Origin of the sequence: Sphingobium sp. HWE2-09, assembly GCF_035989265.1 — a bacterium.
Taxonomy (GTDB): Bacteria; Pseudomonadota; Alphaproteobacteria; order Sphingomonadales; family Sphingomonadaceae; genus Sphingobium.
Genome location: NZ_JAYKZX010000003.1, coordinates 3,166,906 through 3,187,194 on the forward strand (window position 1 = coordinate 3,166,906; position 20,289 = coordinate 3,187,194).

At 64.3% G+C, this 20,289-nt stretch carries 15 protein-coding genes; 3 read left to right on the forward strand and 12 right to left on the reverse strand.

Annotated features, from left to right (window positions below; translation table 11 throughout):
* Nucleotides 1–12 precede the first annotated feature (12 nt).
* Genes U5A89_RS20935 through U5A89_RS20945 form a run of 3 tightly spaced genes read right to left on the reverse strand, consistent with a single transcriptional unit; the run spans nt 13 to nt 3,553 of the window.
* Nucleotides 13–399, reverse strand: coding sequence for a response regulator (locus tag U5A89_RS20935; RefSeq protein ID WP_338162899.1), 387 nt, complete (start codon nt 397–399; stop codon nt 13–15).
* Entirely contained in the window at nt 396–2,900 is a 2,505-nt protein-coding gene (locus U5A89_RS20940) for an ATP-binding protein (protein WP_338162900.1), read from the reverse strand. The genes U5A89_RS20935 and U5A89_RS20940 overlap by 4 nt, the downstream gene beginning before the upstream one ends.
* Nucleotides 2,897–3,553: a response regulator transcription factor gene (locus U5A89_RS20945; RefSeq protein ID WP_338162901.1), complete on the reverse strand. Its 657-nt coding sequence runs from the start codon at nt 3,551–3,553 to the stop codon at nt 2,897–2,899. Before U5A89_RS20945 ends, U5A89_RS20940 begins: the two co-directional genes overlap by 4 nt.
* Nucleotides 3,554–3,733: 180 nt before the next feature.
* On the opposite strand from U5A89_RS20945, the gene U5A89_RS20950 reads away from it, so the two are divergent.
* Nucleotides 3,734–4,216: a hypothetical protein gene (locus U5A89_RS20950; protein WP_338162902.1), complete on the forward strand. Its 483-nt coding sequence runs from the start codon at nt 3,734–3,736 to the stop codon at nt 4,214–4,216.
* 9 nt (nt 4,217–4,225) lie between these two features.
* Here U5A89_RS20950 and U5A89_RS20955 read toward each other — a convergent pair whose 3' ends face one another.
* From U5A89_RS20955 to U5A89_RS20975, 5 genes are all read right to left on the reverse strand, one after another.
* Nucleotides 4,226–4,876, reverse strand: coding sequence for a PilZ domain-containing protein (locus U5A89_RS20955; protein WP_338162903.1), 651 nt, complete (start codon nt 4,874–4,876; stop codon nt 4,226–4,228).
* Nucleotides 4,877–4,892: 16 nt separating this feature from the next.
* Nucleotides 4,893–5,408, reverse strand: a complete 516-nt coding sequence (locus U5A89_RS20960; RefSeq protein WP_338162904.1) for a hypothetical protein — start codon at nt 5,406–5,408, stop codon at nt 4,893–4,895.
* Nucleotides 5,408–10,402 (reverse strand): hypothetical protein, encoded by a 4,995-nt coding sequence (locus U5A89_RS20965; RefSeq protein WP_338162905.1) that lies wholly within the window; start codon nt 10,400–10,402, stop codon nt 5,408–5,410. The genes U5A89_RS20960 and U5A89_RS20965 overlap by 1 nt, the downstream gene beginning before the upstream one ends.
* Nucleotides 10,403–10,468: 66 nt before the next feature.
* The gene (locus U5A89_RS20970) at nt 10,469–11,593 is read right to left on the reverse strand and encodes a hypothetical protein (RefSeq protein WP_338162906.1); all 1,125 of its coding nucleotides are present in this window, start codon (nt 11,591–11,593) and stop codon (nt 10,469–10,471) included.
* Nucleotides 11,594–11,652: 59 nt separating this feature from the next.
* On the reverse strand, nt 11,653–12,123 hold the full coding sequence (locus U5A89_RS20975) for a hypothetical protein (protein ID WP_338162907.1): 471 nt from the start codon (nt 12,121–12,123) through the stop codon (nt 11,653–11,655).
* Between the two features lie 372 nt (nt 12,124–12,495).
* Between U5A89_RS20975 and U5A89_RS20980 the strand changes: the two genes are divergently transcribed.
* Nucleotides 12,496–14,394, forward strand: coding sequence for a methyl-accepting chemotaxis protein (locus U5A89_RS20980; protein ID WP_338162908.1), 1,899 nt, complete (start codon nt 12,496–12,498; stop codon nt 14,392–14,394).
* A 125-nt stretch (nt 14,395–14,519) separates the two neighbouring features.
* Nucleotides 14,520–15,173, forward strand: a complete 654-nt coding sequence (locus U5A89_RS20985; protein ID WP_338162909.1) for a YjbE family putative metal transport protein — start codon at nt 14,520–14,522, stop codon at nt 15,171–15,173.
* On the opposite strand, the gene U5A89_RS20990 is transcribed toward U5A89_RS20985, so the two are convergent.
* Genes U5A89_RS20990 through U5A89_RS21005 form a run of 4 tightly spaced genes read right to left on the reverse strand, consistent with a single transcriptional unit; the run spans nt 15,160 to nt 20,191 of the window.
* Entirely contained in the window at nt 15,160–16,236 is a 1,077-nt protein-coding gene (locus tag U5A89_RS20990; protein WP_338162910.1) for an AbrB family transcriptional regulator, read from the reverse strand. The two genes, U5A89_RS20985 and U5A89_RS20990, sit on opposite strands and share 14 nt — an antisense overlap.
* Before the next feature lie 37 nt (nt 16,237–16,273).
* Entirely contained in the window at nt 16,274–17,581 is a 1,308-nt protein-coding gene (locus tag U5A89_RS20995) for a CitMHS family transporter (protein WP_338162911.1), read from the reverse strand.
* A gap of 34 nt (nt 17,582–17,615) precedes the next feature.
* Complete coding sequence (locus U5A89_RS21000; RefSeq protein ID WP_338162912.1) at nt 17,616–19,115, reverse strand: OprO/OprP family phosphate-selective porin; 1,500 nt, start codon at nt 19,113–19,115, stop codon at nt 17,616–17,618.
* Nucleotides 19,112–20,191, reverse strand: a complete 1,080-nt coding sequence (locus U5A89_RS21005; protein ID WP_338162913.1) for an ABC transporter substrate-binding protein — start codon at nt 20,189–20,191, stop codon at nt 19,112–19,114. The genes U5A89_RS21000 and U5A89_RS21005 overlap by 4 nt, the downstream gene beginning before the upstream one ends.
* Nucleotides 20,192–20,289 lie beyond the last annotated feature (98 nt).

Consider the following 20,289-nt stretch of genomic DNA (forward strand, 5'->3'; position numbering starts at 1 on the left):
GCAAGGGCGGGGTCAGCCCGCCAGCGCCCGCACGTCGGCGGCCAGGGTCAACGGATTGAACGGTTTCAGGATCACGCCCACGGCCCCTGCGGCATGATAATTTTGCACATCGGCGGCGCGGGCGCGCGCGGTGACGAAGATGAAGGGCGTGGTGGCAAAGCCGGTAACGGCACGCAACGCCATCATCAGCGTTGGGCCGTCCATCCGCGGCATCATCACGTCCAGCATGACGAGATCGGGACGCCAGTCGTCGGCTTCTACCGCCTCCAGCGCTTGCGGCCCATCGGCGCACACGCGCAGTTCGATAGCGGGATCGAGGGCGAGCGACAGCTTCACGATATGGCGGATATCCTGGTCGTCATCGACGTAAAGGATGCGCAATCGGTCGGCCTCGCTCATGCCTCGTCTCCTTCTTTCGGCGCGTTCTGGCGTGCCGCCACGACGCGGCGCACCGTTGCCTTCAGATCGGGCAGGGAGGTACGCGACTTGACCAGGACCGCGTTGATCTGGCCGGCAATCTCGATATCGACGTCATGTGCGGAATAGATGATGGTCGGGATGGCGATGCCCTGGTCATCCACCAGGTCGGGCAACAGGTCCAGGCCCAGCCCTTCTTCCAGATGCACGTCCAGGATCGCCAGATGCGGGGTTTCCACCCTGATCAGCGCGCGCGCCTCCTCAAGGGTTGTGGCTTTGAGAATATAGGCGATGCCTTTGAGCGCGGAGGCGGTGATTTCGAGCGTGTCCTGATCATCGTCCAGTTGCAGCACCGTCGGCCGGTCTGTCCCCGAACGGCGGAAGGAGGTGGCGATCGCGGATTTGAGGCGGCCGGGATCGATCGGCTTGTCGATCCAGTCGACCAGGTTCAGCGACAAGGGCGTAGACGCATCGCCGCCCTGCGCCGACACCATCAGGATCGACAGCGTCTCCGGCCCTTCCAAACGCCGGACCTCCCGCGCGAAGTGGAAGGCGTCGGCATCGTCCAGGGCCATGTCGAGCAGTAGCAGGCTGTAACCATTGGCGGCGATAGCTTCCCGTGCCGCATGCGCAGACGTAACGACGCGACAGGCATAGCCTTCCTCCGACAGTTGCGATTGCAACAGGCGGGCGGCGGCCGGATTGCTTTCGCAGATCAGGATGCTGGCACCGTCCGGCTCGGCGCGGGGTATCGCGATCGGCAGCATGACCGGCAGCGAGAAAGCAAAGCGGGTGCCGCCGCCGACCCGATCTTCGAACCACAGGTCGCCGCCATGCTGGCTGACGATCTCGCGGGCGATGGCCAGGCCAAGGCCGGTGCCGGGCGCGCCTTCGTCATTGGTGGCGCGTTCGAACCGGCCGAAAATGCGCCCGCGAAATTCCTGCGGAATGCCCGGCCCCTCGTCATCGACATAGACGGTCGCCCGGCGGCCGTCCGCGCTTCGGGTCAGCCCCACGGTGACATGACCGCCTTTCGCCGACGCCTTGACCGCGTTGGACAAAAGGTTGGTGATGACCTGCAGCAACCGTTCCTCGTCACCTTGGATCATCAGCGTTTCGCCCGTCGTGGCGCAATCGAGCAAGGTTCCAGTGGTGCGCACCAGCCCGCTATTATCGCCGCAGGCGCGCAGGATGACATGATGCAGGTCGATCGGCGCCAGCGTCATGCGCAGCTTGCCCGAATCGATGCGGTCGATGTCGAGCATGTCATTGATCAGCCGGATCAACCGCTGCGCATTATTCTCTGCGATGGTCACCAGGCCCGTCAATTCCGGGTCCAGCCGGTTGCCCACGTCCAGCCGCAACAGCCCCAATGCGCCGACGATGGATGTCAGCGGGGTGCGCAATTCGTGGCTGACGGTGGAAATAAGGTCGTCTTTCAACCGCTCCACCCGCTTGCGTTCCACGATGTCGCGCAACGACACAACGATATGGTCGCCATCGGGCAGCGCCATGACCCCGAGTGCGATGTCGACGGGCAGCAGGCGACCGCTCTGGTGCCGAACCTGCCGGTCGGTCCAATAGGGCGTCTTCAACTTGCCATCGACCAGTCCGACGCGATCCAGGAAACTGCCGACCCCTGGCGCGATGTCGGAAATGAGGTCGAAGTCGCGGCGGGCCAGGCTGGTAGCTTCATAGCCCAGCATTTTTGTCGCCGCCTGGTTTATGGTTTCGATACTGCCGCTGGGATTGACGATGATGATCGGATCGATCGTGCTGTCGAGAATGGTTTCGTTCCGTTGTGCTGCCTCGAACCCGCGCATTTCGGTTTGATATTGCGCCACCCGCTGACGCCACAGGCCCAGCAACGCGATGGCCAGCGACAGGCTGCTCAGCGCGATCAATATCCACATCACCCGCTGCAGCGCTTCTGTCCGGCTGCGATAGGCGGCGACGCGGTTCTCGCCGATCCGCTGTTCGTCGCGGATCACTTGGTCAAGTTGCAGCTGCAGGCGGCTCATCAGCCGCTTGCCCTCACCATCGGCGACGCGCAAGCGGGCGGCGTCCGGGCCGCGCTCGTCATAGCGCCGCAGCACCGCATCCATTTCCGCGATCTTGATATCGGCGATCCGGCGCAGGCTGCTGAAGCCGATCTGATGGGACGGCACGTTGCGATAGAGTTGATCGGCGCGGGCGAAGGATTGATCAATCCTGGCGTGCCATTCATTATAGCGGGCGCGAAATTCCGGGTCGTTGGTGATGACGTAGCCGCGCTGACTCAATTCGGCGGCGCGCATTTCTGACAGAATGTTGATCAGCAGCACGCGGCGCTGGAAGGACCGGTCGGCATCTTCGCGCAGACTGTTCCAGCGGTCATATTCGCCGCCCAGCCAAAAGAGCAGAGCCGCCAGCACCAGCGGGACGAGCAGGGCGGACAGGAGGAAGCGAAGCGGGCGTGGAGGACGGGGCGGCGTGCCGTTCATGCTACGCGGTCCGCCGCCACCACACCCAGCAGCGGCTGCACCGCGAGCAGAGCCTGCGCACGATTGCCGACGTCGAGTTTGCGGAAGATCGCCGTCAGATGCGCCTTCACCGTGGCTTCGGATACGTCGAGATCGGCGGCGATCTGCTTGTTGAGGCGCCCGTCCGACAGGGCGATCAACACCCGCAGTTGCGCGCCGGACAGGGTCGCGATCCGATCGCGCAATGCGCCTGAATCGATTCCGGCGTCGACAGGGGGAAAGCTGGTCTGCCCGTCGGCCAGCCTTTTAATATCCCGCGCCAGATCATCGAACGGCCTGGTCTTGTAGAGGAAACCGGCAGCGCCCAGGGCGCGGGCGCTTTCCACCAGCGTGGGATTTTCATGCGCGGATATCATGGCGATTGGGACGCGTCCGGCTTCATGCTGGACCTGCAGGAAGCCAGAAAAGCCGCGTGCATCGGGAAGGACGAAGTCGAGCAGGATCAGGCGATATTTGCCGTGGCGTTTCAACGCCGCCATCGCTTCGCCGATGGTGCCGGCCGTGTCCACCGTGATGCCGGGGATTGCCGCGCGTGCGGCAAGCGCCAGACCTTCTCGGATCAATGGGTGATCATCCGCGATCAATACGCGGCCGCCGGGCACGGTCTCCGCCATTCACCTGCCTTATCGTTATTCATTCATCGAATAATGCGTTAATCGCAGTTAGCGCTAACTTGGTATAATGCATGTATGTCGCAACCACAAAGTACTTTGGCTGTCATCTTTGTTGCTACTGCGTTAACTTATCCGAATATCGGTGAGGCTTTGCAGCGTGCCGGATGGGAGGTGCGGGCCGTGGAGCAGGATGATGGCAGCGCCATGGCTGCCGCCCATATGTTGGTCGTGGAGGGATGCACGGACCTGCCGTCTTCACGGTCGGATCAGCTATTGGCAGCGGTGGTCGATGACGTGGAGAGGGCAGGATGGGCCGCAGACCTGTGGATCGATCCAAGCCAGTCGATCGCGCAGATGGCCGAGGAATTCCGGCTCTGGCTGCCACCTGACATGTCTAGCCTGGCGCGCATGGAAGCATTGTTCGGACGCGACGCCCTGTTGCCGGTGGTGCAGGGATTGCGCGTCGAACTGGATCAGGCGGTGACGGGGACGACCGTGCCGGACGCGCACAGGATGGCGGGACTGGCGGGAACATTAGGCTTTGCCGCCGCCAGCGAAAGCTGGCAGGCGATGGATAGGGGAACAGGCGATCAGGCGGCGGCGCTACGCAACAGCCGGACCGCGCTGATCGCAATCGATCGCTGGCTCGCGGAGGACACCTGAACCGGACGATCAGGTCAGGCTGGCGGCGTTCAGCATCACGGCAAGGGCGACGCTGCTGATTGGTTGTACGAACCGGAAGCCGCAACTGGCATTGCGCGACCAGCAGATGTCGCCCGCGATCCCCTGCCGGTCGCCTAGCGCAAGGCCCAGAATCCCGCGCAAGCCAAGGTCTAACGGTCCGGGCGCGGCGAGCAGAACGCCACCGACCGAGATATTGTCGATCCTGACCGACAGGATGCTGTCGCCGACCGTCAACGCCAGGTCCCGCCGAAAGGGAAAGCGCGGCTGGCGCGCGATGCGGCCTGCCTGGCTGCTGCGCGCGGCAAAAATATCGGCAGGGCAGCAGCGCAGGTCGAAACTCAGTCCGGCTTCATGGCCCGACACCCAGCGAATATGGGCGAGACGCGGGTCGAGGCCACGCATTTCTATGAGGACGCGCGAGCTTGGCGGCGGCGGAGCGGGCAGTTGGATACGCATGCCACCGGCCGACAAATCGCGCACCATGCAGGGCAGGCTGCGGCCATCGAACGAGATTTTGCCGATGGTGAAGACGGTAGCGGCGCGTTCGTCGCGTCGTCGCTCCATGGGAACCGCGGACGATCCTGGCAAAGGCGCTGCCGTGACCGGCGTCACCGCCGCCTGCTCCATTCCATAAGGCATGATCCCATTCCCCCTGTTAACGCAATTTGACGCGGAAGCGGACGGTGAACGAGCCGCCCGCCTTGAATGTCGTGAGCGGTTTGACGCGGATGGCGCGGACATTGGCGTCATAACCGCTGGCGTCGGGAACGGGCGTGTAGGTCCAACTCGTCCCGTCACTGAATTCGATGCCGTCGGCGGTGCTGGCAAGGCTGCTGAAGCTATAGGTCAGGCCACTATCCCCAACGCCCAACACGATCGCACCGTTGGTGAAGACGACCGGGCCGCTGCCGCTTGCCCCCAGATCGCTGACGCGCAGGATCACATTGGCGGGCAACTGGTCCTCGAACACGATGCCGCGCACCGTCTTGCCCAGGTTCGCGATCGGATTGGCGAGGGTCGCAGTATAATCGACCACTGCGCCCGGAATGGCGCGGGGGATGGCGTTGCCCATGGGATCGGACACCATGCCGACCGACTTGGTCGCTATGATCGGATCGGCCAAAGCAGGCGTGGACAGCCCGGCAAGCAGGAGGAAGGCAGCCTCGCGCATCACCGGCCTTTCCCCAGCAGCCCGGCGATAGCGTTGCGATCGAACTTCATGCGCATGGTCACATAGGGACCGCGGCGGGTATAGCGATCATCCTCGAAATCGCGATCGCGATAGCCTGCGATATTATAGCCAGCGCTGATCCAGACATTGGGCGCGGGCGAAACCCCCGCCGACGGTCCGCCGCTAAACGCCACCGCGCCACGGCTCCAGGCATGTTGCACCGATGCCTGCACGCCGATGTCGAAACGCTTGCCCAGATCCATGCGCAGGTCGAAGCCGGTCACGTCGATATAGCCGGTATAATCGTCCGCGCCGTAGCTGCCAGCGACCCATTTGGCGCCATAATAGACGGTCGCCTCGACATTATGCCGCGTGCCTTCGTCGCCAGTGCGATAGTTGACGGCGAGATTGTTGATGAGACGCGTGGTGCGCTGGCCGACGCCGCTGCCCGCCGGGACGCCCAGCACATTGCCGCCACCCACGCCCGCATCGGCGCTTTCCTTGCGCAGTTCCAGCCGCTCCAGCAGCGACCAGCGGCTGTCGAGCGGCCGCCACGCCAGCGCGACCGATGTCGCCAGGCTCTTGGCTTGCGCGCCCGTGACCTGCCCCAGCGTGGAATAGCGCACCGTGCCCGCCAGCGTCTTGCCCTCACCCAGCGCGCGGACGACGTTGCTGGTTATGTTGAACCGCTTATTCTGGTCGGACTTGCGATATTCGACCCGACCGTTCCAGGACCAGAGGTCGGCGCGATAATTGGCGCCCAACGTCACCGCCGCATAATCGCCGTCATTGCCATAGAGGCTTCCCAGCGCACCGCCGCCGACGCTGCCCGATCCGCTGGTCTGGAACGGCTGGACCACCCCGCCTGCCGGGATGCTTCCGCTGACTGTAGTGCTGGCGTCGAAGGTCGCGTCGATGGTCCAGCGCTCGCTGATCGGCAGCGACTGGACCAGGCCGTAATTGGCATAGACGCGCGCGCCATTTTCGCCCGAGGTCTGATTGTTGAGCGCCGTGGTCAGCTTGGCGCCGGTCCAGGGCTGGACGTCGAAGCCAAGCTGCGCGGTGTGGGTCGTATAGTCCTCGCCCTGCGCGACCTCATAACCGCCGATCAAGCGAATGCCGGGCTTGACGCGCCAGGCGGCGATCAGCTGGTGGCGGGCCGGGAAATCGACGCTGTCATGATCGCCGCCCGGCGCGAACTGGGTCTGGCCGGTCAGGGTCAGCTTGCCGCCCATCAGCACCTGCGTGCCGCCCAGCGTCAGCAGCCGGGAATCGCGATCCTTGCCGTCGACGCCCTGATCCAGCGCGAACTGCGCACCTGCGAAGATCGTGCCCCGCTCGCGGCGATATTCGACACGCGATTCGCCTGCAAACCTGTTGCCGGGACCGATCAGCTGATCCTGATACCAGGACGATGCGGTGACGGCCCATTTGTCGGCCAGCTGCACCCGGCTGTCGAAACCGATGCGGCGCGTGCCCGCTTCGACCAGATTTTGCTGGCCCAGGCCAAAGGCATCATCCTGCTGCCGGGCATAGGCCAGAACGTCAGCCTTCTTGCTATGATGTTCGACTTCGGCCAGCCAGGCGCGGCCGTCGGACAGGCCTTCGCGGCTGCCAGCCGCCATTTCCGCGCGCAACTGGGTGGTGTCGGTTATCTGCGCCCGGACGTCCGCGCCCACCAACAGGCCGTCGCCATGGCTGTTGTCCTTGATCGCCGACACGCCGACTTCGGCCTTGCCATGGGCGAACTTCATGGCGGCGCGGCCACCGGCGGTCAGCTTCTTGGCTTTGCCATAGGTTTCATAATCGACGACGATGAAGACCGGATTGTTGGCGGCGTCGCGGCCCAGAACAGGCTCACGGAAACGGATGGTGCCGATGGTGGCGTCGATGTCATAGTCGATATGGCGCGTCATCGGCGTCGATGACAGGATGCGTTCGGGCCGCAGCCGGTCCCGCACTTCGATGCTCAGCTTGTCGCTGTTGGGCACGATGTCGCGGCCCGACAGGCGATAGGGACCGGTCAGGCCGTTGCCCTGCAGTTCGTCGCGGGCGTGCAGGTCGTCGCTGTTTGCGGCAAAGGCGCTGAAGCTCAGCCGATCGTCGGCATAGTCGGCCTTCATGCCATTGAGCGTGCGGCTGTAGCGGGTCAGTTGCGTCTGGGTCATGCCGGTTTCGAAATCGCCGAACAGGGCGCTGAAATCCTTGCGCTCCAGCCGCAGATATAGTTTGCGCGCAGTGGCCGCGTCATGGCCCTGGCGGGTCGCATCGCCATAAACGGTGTAATAGCGATCCGGATCAATCTGGCCCAGCAAACCGCGCGAACGGTCATATTGACGGTCGCTGTCATAGGCGATGGTCATCAGCCAGCTGCCCTTGATCCGCCCCTTGGCATAAAGCGCCAGCTGGCCGTCGGTGACCAGGCTGTTGCGGCTGGAGGCGGGTAAGCGCGACGCACGCTTGTGCAGCGTGTCATAGCCGATCGTGCCCGATCCGAAGCCGACCACGGTCCAATCGCGCGCCACGGGGGTCAGGCGCGCGCGCAGTTCGATCGCGCGTTGCTGCTTGTCGTCGGTCAGCGTGAGCGTCGCCCGCAATGCGCCCGCCTGGGTTGTGGGTTCCAGCGCAAGATAGGCGATGCCCTCATCACCGATCACCAGCGCGGTGCCGTTGGTACGGCGGGCGGCAGGGACGGTGGCGTCCACGGCGATGGCATAGGGCTGATCGACGGTGACGGGCACGGTCGCGCCGTCGCGCACCGGACGGCCGGTGCGGTCGGTCAGGCGGAAGGCCAGGACCGGGTTGGTCATGCCGTCGGCGGCGAGTTTGCTGGCCTCAGGTACGACAGTCGCATTGGCGGCCGCACCGGAATAATGGACGCTGCCTTGCAAGGTCTGCGCGACACTGCCGTCCGCATTCAGGATGGTGGCTTCAAGCATGTTGTCGCCGGGATTAAGGCCGATGCCGGTCCAGCGGGCGACAGCGATGTCGCCCTGCGTGTCGGTCGAGTCATAGGCGAGCGCATCGACCAGCGTGCCATTGAGGCGCAGCGCGACCTTCTGCCCGGCATGATGCTTGATGACGACGCGAGTGGAAGGCGAACGGGGATTATAATCCCGCGTTGGAAAGAGCATTGCGACCCCTGCATCCTGCCCGTCGATCCAGTCGCGATCGCCCGCCGCTTGCGCAGCGTCGGGCGCGGCGGGCAGGGCGTCGGCCGTGGACTGCGCCGCGATACCGGTCAGGCGCAGCTGGAAATCGACGCGTTTGAGCAAACCACCGGCGCTTTCGACAAAGCGCGATGTCGCGCTGGCGGCCTGGCGGGTATCGGCGTCGCACAGGACCGGTGCATGGCTGGCGGGTACGCTGGCGGTGTCGAGCTGCACGACATGCCGGCCCGGACGCACCGCTTCGAAATGATAGAGGCCGTCCTTGTCGGTGGCGACGAAGCTGCCATCCTCCATCATCAGGCGGATGCCCGCAACGCCCTTGCGCCCCTTGGCCGGTGCGCTGCAATCGCCTTCAGTTACGCGGCCGATGACGGTGAAGCCGTCGGTGAACAGCAGCGCGCCGATGCGCACGGATGCGGCGGCTTCGTTGCTGGTCGCGCCCGCCGAACCGGAAGCGAGCACGCGGTTAAGCGCCTCGCCACGCGGCGCGCCGGGGGCGACGGACACGACATAACGCACTTCGGCCGACTTGCCCGTGGGGATCGGCGCTACGGTGAAGTCCAGCGTGCGGCCGTCGCTGGCGATGACCGGTTCTTCCGCGCCGCGCGTCGATCCGCGCTCGTAGCGCAGGCCGGGCGGCAGGATGTCGGTCAGATGGATGCCGCTGGCGTCGGTATCGGACCTATTGTCCACGCGCACCAGATATTGGATGAAATCGCCGGGCGAGGCTTCGCGGACCGATGCGGTCTTGGTCAATAGCAGATGCGTGTCGCCGACGCGATCGAGCGGGATGTCGGCGATGAAGGGTTCCGGATCGGCGAGTGCGAAAACGCCGCCGAACGAGGCTTCGTTGAGGATGAACGGCTGCCCCACCGGCCCGCGCAAGGCCTCCAGATCGCCGCGGCTACGCGTGGTCGGCGCGGTATAATGGGCCGGTGGCACGATGCTAAGATGGTAGCGGCCAGGGGCGGTGAGGGGGAAGCGGTAATTGCCTTGTGGGAAGCGATAGACCCGGCCGCTGGCGTCGGTCGCGCTGGCCCCCGTGACGACGGTTGATGGATAGGCGCTGACGCCGTCGTCGCCGAAGACCTTCGCGGGCTGACCATTCTCGTCAAGCAGGGTCACGGTGGCGCCGTCGACCAGTGCGCCGGTCTGTGAATCAAAGACATAACCAGTCGGATCGATCAGGATCGAGGTCGATGATCCATAGCTATGTTCATCTTCGTCGAAGCGCAGGCCGATGCTTATTTCGCGATCGGTGATGGGCGGCGCGCAACGGGCGAGGGGGGAGTCCGGGCCGACGGCAGGCACGCCACCAGCGAACGTCCCGGTATCCGGGCCGGTTTCGTGCAACTCCAGCATGGCGTCGCTGTTCGCGACGAGAACGTGGATCCAGGCGGTTTCCCGCGTCAGGGGATCATGATTGCCGCCAGGGGCTTCCAGAACCAGGATGCGGGGCGCTTCGACCGTAAAGCCTTGCGCGACCGGCGCGTTCTGCAAATCCTGGGCGTTGACTTCCGCTGGGGTCAAAGTGACGGCGCCGGACGGCGAAGTCCCGCATTGGGCGCCGCTCACCTGATAATTCAGGGGCAGCAGCCGGAAACTGAGCGACGTCGGGCGCTTGGCGCGGCTCTCGACATCGAAGGTGACGACATTGGAAGGCATGCTGATCGGCCCGTCCGGGCCTTGCCACGTCAGTGTCGCAATATTGGTCACGCGCGTCTGCCCCTGCGTCGCGACGGGGGTCGCGGCGGCTACGCCCGTCAGGGCTGCTACGCCCGTCAGGGCGGCGATCAGGCTGGCAAGGGCGCGGAATTTGGGCATAGGGGTCCTGTCGGCGCGCGCGGGTTAAAGCGCGCGCCGCCAAGTTATCCTTTTCTTTTGAGGGGATTAGTTGATCGTCACCTTGAAAGCGACGGCCACCGAACCCAGCCCGCCGACCGTGCCGACATTGGCCGTGACGGTTTTCGTGCCGCTATTATAGTTGGCCGTGTACCCGTCGGTTTCGGCTGCATCGTCGGCATCGTCATCCTCGGTCGTGCCGACCAGAACGCAGGTACCGCCGGGCAGGCCGATGCTGACCGAACCGGGCACATAGGTGGTGTTCGACGGCACGATGTCGGTCAGCGTCACGCCATTTGCTCCCGTCAGCGCGGTGCCGTTGCGGACGAGCAGACAATATTGCACCGTCGCGCCGGGTAGCGCCTTGGGATTGAGGGTGTTGACCCCGTCCGACAGGACGAGCGCTGACTTGGTTACGGTCAAGGCGACATTCTGCGTGCCTATGACATAGGCAGCATAGGCCCGACCCTGCCCGTTGCGCGCAATATCACCCAGGTTGAGCGCACCGTCGCTGTCGTCGTCGGCGAACACGATGTCGACCACATTGTCGGCATTGCCCAGATTGAGATCGGTCGGGACCAGAAGCGCGCCCTTCGTGCCCGTCGCGCCACCGGCGGCGGCGAGAACATGCAACGATACCTGCGCTTCGTGGATGCCCACGGTCGACGGGATGTTGCCGACGATGAACACGGCGACCGACGCTTCGGGTGCCAGTTCGTCGATATAGGTCTGCGTATCGACATCGACGTCATAGACGCCGTTATTATTGCTATCGACAAAGACCTTCATCGTGCCGATGTCGAAATCGTCGGTGCCGGTCAGGATGCCGACCGACAGGGTCGTCTGGTCGGGATCGAGCCAGAAATCCTGAATGCCGTTGGTGTGGTTGGTCACCTTGAACTTGGTGACGGCCGCCGCCTGGCCCAGATTGACCTGGGTCGCACCGGTCTGGTCGGTGATCACGGTGAAATCGACCTTGCGGTCGACCACGAACTTGGCGGTGGTCGACGTGGTGGTCTGCGACGCGCCATTGACGGTATAGGTCACGGTCGCGGTGTTGGACACTTCCGTGCCGGCGGTGGTCGCGGTCGATGCCGATTGGGCGTGCGCCGTGCCGGTAGCGGCTATCGCGGCGCCGCCGAGCAGCATCAGCCGCACAGAGCGAGAGATCATCTTGGTAGTTCCTGTGGTTCGAGGGTCAGGGGAAGGCGCGCGATCGCGAAGAGACGCGATCACTTGAGGACAGCCTTGAAGGCGAGCTGGCCCTGTCCTCCGGCAGGAACGGCTGCGATGCGCCAGCGAACATGGCGGACATCATTGGGTGTGGCCGCGCGGCTGCCGCCGCTGGCCGTAGGCACGCGCAACTGGGCGAGCGTGCCATAGGTCTTGCCGTCGACCGACAAGTCGGGCGCGGCGGTGCCAGCGCCGACGGTGCGATAGGCGATCGCGCCGGGCACGGGATTGTCGAGGACGATGTTGGACAGCGGCTGCGCGCCGGTGTTGCGATAGGCGAGCACGAAGACGACATGGTCGCCCGGCACGGCGCGGGTCGCGGGCGTCAGAGACGTGCTGACAGCGCCCGCCTTGTCGAGGGCGCGCTGTTCTACGAAGATTTTCGAGGCGACCTGCAACGGTCCCTGAGAAGCGATTGCGGGCGTGACGACGGCCGCGGCGGCAAGAAGAGCGATGAGTGTACGGGCCATGGTTTCCAGTCCTTGTTGAGGCGCTGGCTCCCTTGGATGATCTTGCAGCTAACGAAATCTTACCGGCCGGTCCGTAGCGGCGCGGAGTTAGACCATAGTCTAAGGATTGCGTAACATTTGTTGGCGCAGGCAAAGCCCATGGTCAAGCCACGGCGATGCGTTCGAATCGGCTAGCCTGGCCCTGCTCAACGATGATTCAACACGCACATTTCAGATGCATGGGCAGTTGCACATATGTAAATATGGCGCTCGCTGGTCGCTCCATGCCCCGACAACTCGCCTATTACTGGCGTATTTACAAATCAATAGATGCTAAAGGCTTCTTTACTCTCTCGTTGTAAAAAGGGCCGCAGATATTCCAAGGCTGGCTCGTTGCACTCCATACACATATTCAATCCGGGCAGACTATCGGAGAGGCTGTCCTTCCCGGCCAAGATATTGGCGAGCTTTACGCTGTCGGCATTGCTGCTGATCGGGTCGCTGCTGCTTTTCGGGGCTGATCGGGCGAAGGAACAGGATCGCGCGGAAATCACCTATACGACAAACGCCATCCACGCCGCGATCGACACAAAGGCGAAGAATTTCCGCAGCTGGCTGAAAGGCTATGCCCTGTGGGATGAATTATACGCCCATATGGTGAAATCGACCGACCTCAGCTGGACCAACGACAATGTCGGGCCGGGCGTCTGGAAATCCTTCACCATGCCGATGAAGGGCATTTATATCAGCGATGCCGCCGATCGACCGCTCTACCGCTATTGGGCCGACGGCAAGGCGCCGGACCTTACGACATTTACCGGCGTAAAGCTGCCGCTGCTTCGCCAGGCGGCGGACAAGACCGATACGCCGATCGTCAAGATCATCCTGTTCGACGGCCAGCCCTATTTTCTGGGCTTGTCGCGGATTCGTCCGACCAACGGCATGGTGCGCGATGCACAAGATCCCAAGCGTTATATGATTTGGGTGCAGCCCATTGCCGGGCGGGTGCTGGACGAGATCGGGCAATCCATGGCGATTTCAGGCCTGCGGTGGGAAACCGGCATTGATCGGTCCGACACGCCCTGGATTCGTGTGTTCGCCGATCGCACCGTCGATGCGGGCATCACTTGGAATCCGCGCCGTCCCGGCAGCATGATGCTGAAAAATGGATGGCTTCCGGCGCTCAGTCTGATCATCGTCACCTGCCTGGTTGGCCTTGGACAATATTTGTTGGCGCGTCGGCTCAACCAGTTGCTGCTGGATAAGCAGGCCGAAGCGGAGACACAGGCCGCGCAAAGTCGCCACGCGTCCCTATTGTCGCAACAGGCCGAGCAGGCGGCGCAGGCGCTGATGGCGCGGCTACTGGAGCAGGAGCAGGCGGTGGCGCGGCTGTCGCAAGAGCGTGACCGCGATCGCGCGCGACGCAAGCAGGAGGTGCGGGACAAGTCGCTGGCGATGCTGTCGATGTTCGAAGAGGATTTCGATACCGTCCTCCGCCCGATGCTGGAAATAGCGATGCTGCTCAACAGCCAGTCCGGCGAGTTGGAGCGGGACGCCGAAGCGGGGCGGGAGGCGACGGCGATCGTGGCGAGTTCCGCCCAGCATTCCACGGCATCGATCGACATCGTGGTCGATGGCAATCAGGCGCTCAATCAGGCGACCACCAGCCTGGACGGCAATGTCAGCGCGGCGGTCGCCTCCACCCGCCGGGCGGAACAGACGATCGATGATCTGGTCGCCCGGCTGGCGGACCTCAGCGCCAACACGCTGGCGGTGGAAGGAGTCGTATCGTCCGTGGCGGCCATCGCGGCGCGCACCAACACGCTGGCATTGAATGCCCGGATCGAAGCGGCGCGGGCCGGGGAAAGCGGACGCGGCTTTGCCATCGTCGCCGACGAAGTGCGGCAGATGGCGGAACTGACCAGCCAGTCCACCGCATCGATCACGGCGGTTTTGCGCATGATGCAGGATACCGCCCAGACCGCTACATCGGGTGTCCATGCCATGCGCGACATGGTGGGAGAGATCGCCGTCGTGACCGGATCGTCGCGCGCCGCACTGGACCATCAGTCAGTCGTCGCGGGGGAAATCCATGACGCTATCATCAGCACAAAGGCGCGCATGACAGCCACCGATGCGGCGATCCGCCAACTGGAATGGGTGATCGGCTCATCGGAGCGCACGGCGAAGGCCGTGACCAGCGCGGCGGGCGAATTGCGCGAACGGTCCCGCGAACTGCAGGCCAGGGCCGGGCAGTTCGCCGAAGCGCTGCGGCAGGAAAGCCAAGCCTGATCCACCATTAGGCGCGCTGAAAGGTGGATGACAGCTTCCTCTCTTAGGTCGGCGGCGACTGCGCACTAGCCGCGCGTTTGGCTTTCCGACCGACAAGACCGTGCCTGGGCACGGCGAGAGGATTTATGACCGACATCTGGACCCACATCGTTGCCGATTTTTCCAATCTCGGCTCCCCGTCAGCGCTGGCTGCTTTCGGCCAGGTCGTGCTGATCGACATCATGCTGGCGGCGGACAATGCGATCGTCGTCGGCGCGCTGGCCGCAGGGCTGCCGCCCGCGTCGCGGCGCAAGGTGATCGCAATCGGCGTGATCGCCGCGCTGGTACTGCGCATCGCCTTCGCCCTGTTGGTGACGCAGTTGATGCAACTGGTCGGGCTGGTGTTCGCCGGTGGCCTGCTGCTGGTCTGGGTCGCGTGGAAGATGTGGCGCGAACTGCGATCGGGCGGCGACGCGGAAGATGGCGAGGATATTGCTGGCAAGGCCGCGCCGCGCAGCTTTGCGCAGGCGGCCTGGGCCGTGGCGATCGCTGACGTCAGCATGAGCCTGGACAATGTGCTGGCAGTCGCGGGTGCCGCACGCGAGCATCCGGGCATCCTCGTCATCGGCCTGATACTGTCGGTTGCCTTGATGGGCGTGGCGGCGAACCTGCTGGCCCGCGTGATCGAACGCTATCGCGCCATCGCCTATTTCGGGCTGGTCGTAATCCTCTATGTCGCGGGCAAGATGATCTACGAAGGGGCGGTCGATCCGGCGACGGGCCTCGTCACGCTTTTCTAGCGTCCATCCATGCGAACCCGAGCGGTGCGCCGATCAGGACCAGCACCACCCGGGTCAGATGGTGGATGATGACTACGCCCGGCTCCAGCGCCAGACTGAGCGCCACCATGCTCATTTCGACCAGACCGCCGGGCGAATAGGCCAAGGTCAGCAAGATGGGATCAAGGCCCGTCAGCGCGCCGATGCTCGTCGCCCAGGCGAAGGTGACCGCCAGCAGGATCGCGGTCGATCCCGCCGCCAGCACCACGGTCCGCAGCAGCGTCCCCAATGTCAGCCCGACGAAGCGGCATCCGATCGTCGCGCCTAGCCCCACTTGCGCAGCGGCGAGCGCCCAGCCGGGAATGCGGAAATCCGCTATCCCGCTCATATGCACGGCCGCGCTGACCGCCAGCGGCCCGACCAGATGCCAGGCGGGCAGGCGCAGCAATCGACCGACGCAAAGGCCCACCACGACGCAGCCGCTCGCCCAGAGCAACAGCGACCAATTGGCGACGTTGCCGGTGACTGTAGCGGCAGGCGCGATCGCGACCGGTGCATGGTCCAGTCGGATCAGAAACGGCAGGATGAACACGACCAGGAAGATGCGCGCGCCATGGATCAGGCCGATCATGCGCTCGTCCGCGCCGCGTTCCGCGCCCATCACCACCATTTCGGCGATGCCGCCGGGCATCCCGGCAAAATAGGCTGTCGCGGGATCGAATTTCGCGACCTTGCGGAAATAGGTGACGCACAGCAGCGCCGCGCTGGCGAGAAAGAAGGGTAAGGCCGCGAGCGGGATTAGCCAGTCGCGGGCCTGCGCAAAGATATGCGGACCGAAACTGCTGCCCAGCACTACGCCGATGACCGCTGCCATCGGTCTGCGCGTAGCGGATGATGCCTGGATCGGCAGGCCAACGACGCTGGCGATGGCGCAGGCCGCCATTGATCCCAGTACCCACGGCAGGGGTGCGCCGATCCAGTGGAACAGCGCGCCGCCCCCCGCCCCGACGGCCAGCGCCGCCAGGAAACGAAGGGCTACCCCCGGGGCACCAGCCCATGATCCAATCGGGACAGGACGGACCATGGACTAATTCCTCATTCTTGTGCGTCGTCCGATGGCGTCAGGCGACGAACGGGAAGGCCAGCGCGATCATGCCGACCAGTGTCATGACGATGCAGACGGCGGCGGCGGGCAGCAGCGTGAAGCGCTGATGATCGGCCAGGTCGATACCCGCCAGGCTGACGAGCAGATAGGTGGACGGCACCAGTGGGCTGAGCAGATGGACCGGCTGGCCCATCAGCGACGCGCGCGCGATCGCCATCGGCTCTACGCCATAATGCGCGCCCGCTTCGGCCAGGATCGGCAGCATCCCGAAATAGAAAGCGTCGTTGGAGATGAAGAAGGTGAAGGGCATGGAGAGGAGCGCCGTGATCGGCGCCATATAGGGGCCAAGCGCAGGCGGGATGAAGCCCACCACTTCCTTGCTCATCGCTTCCACCATGCCGGTGCCGCCAAGGATGCCGGTGAAGATGCCCGCCGCGAAGATCAGCGATACCACTGACAGGACGTTACCGGCATGAGCGGCGATCCGCTCCTTCTGCTGCGCGACGCCGGGATAGTTGACGATCATGGCGATGGCGAAGGCGATCATCATCAGTACCGAGAGCGGCAGGATGCCCCATACCAGCAGGCCAAGCAGCGCCACGACCAGCAGGCCGTTGAACCAGCGCAGATGCGGGCGGCGCGCTTCGGGATATTGCGACACGCCAAGGTCAGCGATGTCGACCGGCTCGCGCTGCGGCATATGCACATGGCCCAGCCGACGCCGCTCCTTGATCCCGAACCAGAAGGCGAGGCCGAGCAGGAAGGCGAGGCCCGCAATCATGCCGGGGATGAGCGGCAGAAACAGGGTGGCGGGGTCGAGCTTCAGCGCGCTCGCGGCGCGGGCGGTCGGCCCGCCCCATGGCGTCAGGTTCATGATCCCGCTCGTCACCATCAACAGGCAGACGAGGTAGATGCGTTTCATGTCGAACCGTTTGTAGAGCGGCAGCAGCGCGGCGATGGTGATGATGTAGGTGGTTGAGCCATCACCATCCAGGCTGACGACTGCGCACAGCACCACCGATCCCAGCAGGATCAGCAACGGATCGCCATGGACCAGCCGCACCAGCCGCCCGACCAGCGGGTCGAACAGGCCGGTGTCGGTCATGGTCGAGAAAAAGAGGATGGCGAACAGCAGCATCACGCCGGTGGGGGCGAGATTCTTGATACCTTCGATCATCATGTCGCCAAGACCGGCGGCCTGCCCCGCGATCACGCCGAACAGGGATGGGATGATGATCAGCGCGACCAGCGGCGTCATCCGCTTGGTCATGATCAGCGTCATGAAGGTGGCGACCATCAGGAAGCCGAGCAGGGCAAGGTTCATCGCTGCGTCCTTGGATAAACGGTAAAGGGGGGCATCAGAAGGTCACGCCGACACGGGCGCTGACGGTCTGGCCGTCGTCGCTGCCAGTGAAGGCGCCGGCGCGATTGTCGGTGCGCCAGTGGATGCCGTTCAGTTGAAGCCGGGTGAAGCTGTTGAGATACCAGTTGACGCCGACCGTCGCGGCCCAGCCGTCGCCGCCCAGCAACAGGTCGGTATAGTCCAGATTTTCATAGCGCGCGGTCAGTTCGATCGCGCCCGGCCCGCCGTCGAACGTGGGTTTCAGCACATTGGGCTGGCCAAAGCTGCCAAGGCGCGGGTTATAGGGCGGCAGTTCGCCGGTCAGGAAGAAGCCGGTCGATACGCTCCACGCCTTGCTTTCAAAATCCGGGCGATCCCCGGTCAGGCGCGCGACCCGGCGGCCTGCTTCGCCCATCACCCACAGGCTGCCGCTATAGCCGCCGAGTTCGACACCATAGCCGGTCGTAGAGCGACCGCCGAGCAGTTCGCCGGTCGACACCCGCACCGCCCCGTTGAAGCGCCCGCCGATCACCGTGCTGCGCGTCAGCGTCGTCGCCGCGGCGGACAGCGCCTCGTCAAAGCCCCAGGCGCCGACATGCAGCAGCGACCGGTCCGTCTTGATCGGGTTCCAGTGCGCGCGCGCCGACATGGTGCGGCTGTCATTGGTCGCCTGCTGCCCGTCGATCCGGTCGCCGGTCACGCTGACCGATGCGTGCCAGTTGGGACCAAACAGGCGGCCCATTATGCCGATGCCGTAGAAGCCACGCTGCGGAATGATCGCGGTGGAAACCGTGCTGCGTTCCAGGAACGGCGTGGAATCTGACCCGGTGCTGCCTTCGAAGGCGCGGTCGTTGAACAGATGGCCGACGCGGATGTCATAATCGACCTTGCCGCTCAGCCGGTTGCGCCAGCCCAGGAAGGCAGTGACGATATCGACTTCATTTTCCGAAAAGTCGCTTTCGAACTGGTAGAAGAAGTGCGGACCCACGCCGCCTTCCAGACCCAGGCGCAGCGCGCGCATACCCGTCGTCGTGGTATTGCGTCCGGCATAGTCCGACCCGAAGGTGGAACTCACATCGACCAGGATGCGGCCGCGCGGTTTGTAGGTGAAGACGCCGTCGGCGGAGCGGAAGACGGGCAAGCCCGCGCCCCATTCGGTCTTGACGCCGACTTCCTTGGCGATGGCGCGCGCCTGCGCCACGTCGATATCCGCAGGGCCGGGGGGCACGATCTGTGGCGCGAAGGGCGTGACCACCAGCGGCGCGGCGGCCTGCTGCTGCGCCATCTGCGGCGCGGGCTGCTGGACCGGCGAAACGGCTTGCGCGGCGCTTTGGCCCTCCAGCCTGTCGAGGCGGGTTTTCAGCGCCGCGATTTCTGCGGCTTGCGACTGGACCAGGGCGGCCTGCGCCTTGACCAGAGCAGCCAGTTCCTCGGCGCTGGGCGTTTGCGCCAGCGCAGGGGTGGCGGCGATCAGCGCCAATGCGGCGCATCCGCCGCGCAAAAAGGGAGGGATCATTTCTGTTGTGCTCCAGAGGCGAGGACCGCATGCCATTCGCGCAGGAAGCGCTGCTGTTTCAGGCGATCGAGATTGGCGAGTAGCTGCGGGCCGACGCGGATCGGGCGGGCCTGAGCCGCGGGCAAGCGGCGGCCGCGAATATCGGTACGGACCGGCCAGAGGCTGTGCTGGGCGAGCAAAGTCTGGCCCTGGCGCGACAGCAGAAAATCGAGGAACAGCTTGGCGGCGGCGGGATGCCGCGCTTCCCGCGCGATAAATGCGATGCGCGACATCACGATCGTATAATCCTGCGGAAAGATCACGCCGATGCGCGCGTCCCGGCGCGCCCGCTCCAGCGCGTAGGAACCGATGACATTATAGGCGATCGACAGCTTGCCATCGGCCACGCCGCGCAGCATCGGTTCAGTAGTCAGCGACAGTTGCGGCCGGGTCGCTGCCATGGCTTCGACCAGCGAGCGGGTGTCGCGCGTGATCGCATAATCCTGCGTCAGATAGAGATAGCCGGTATTGGAACGCGCCGGATCGAAAGTCGCGACCCGGCCCGTCAGCGCCTTGCGATCCTTGCGTAACATCGCTTCCAACGCGGCATGGCTGCTTGGCGGATTGGCGATCGCCTTCTTGTTATAAACATAGGCGATCGGTTCTGCGGTGACGCCGAAACCCATATTCTTCCACACTGCCGATGGCGGCAGAGCGGGTTTTTCAGGGCTGGCATAGGCCTGCGCGAAGCCATCGTTGATCAACTTGACCTGCTGGTCCATCGCCGACGACCAGACAAGATCGGCCGACGGCTTGCGCGCGCGCGTTTCCGCCACAAACCTGCCATAGATGGCGTTGGACCCCAGGTCGGCGTAGCGGACGGTGACGCCGGGATAGCGTTTCTGAAAGGCGATGATGACGGGCGTCATTTCCGCCGTATCTGCATTGGCATAGACGACGACCTGCCGTTCGGCCTGCGCGTCAGCGATCAGCGTGTCGTAGGAGCGCGGATAGCCGCTTGGCCGTTCCGCCACAGCGGTCGCGGCAGGCGCGGTCAGGCTTGCCAAGCCTGCCATCATCAGAATAACCCGTCGCATCACGCTTCCTCTCTCGTTTTTTCCGTTTCTGTCGTCGGATAAATCTAGGGGTCAGTTACGAAGCCAAGCTGTCATCAACCTTTCAGCATCAGGTGCCC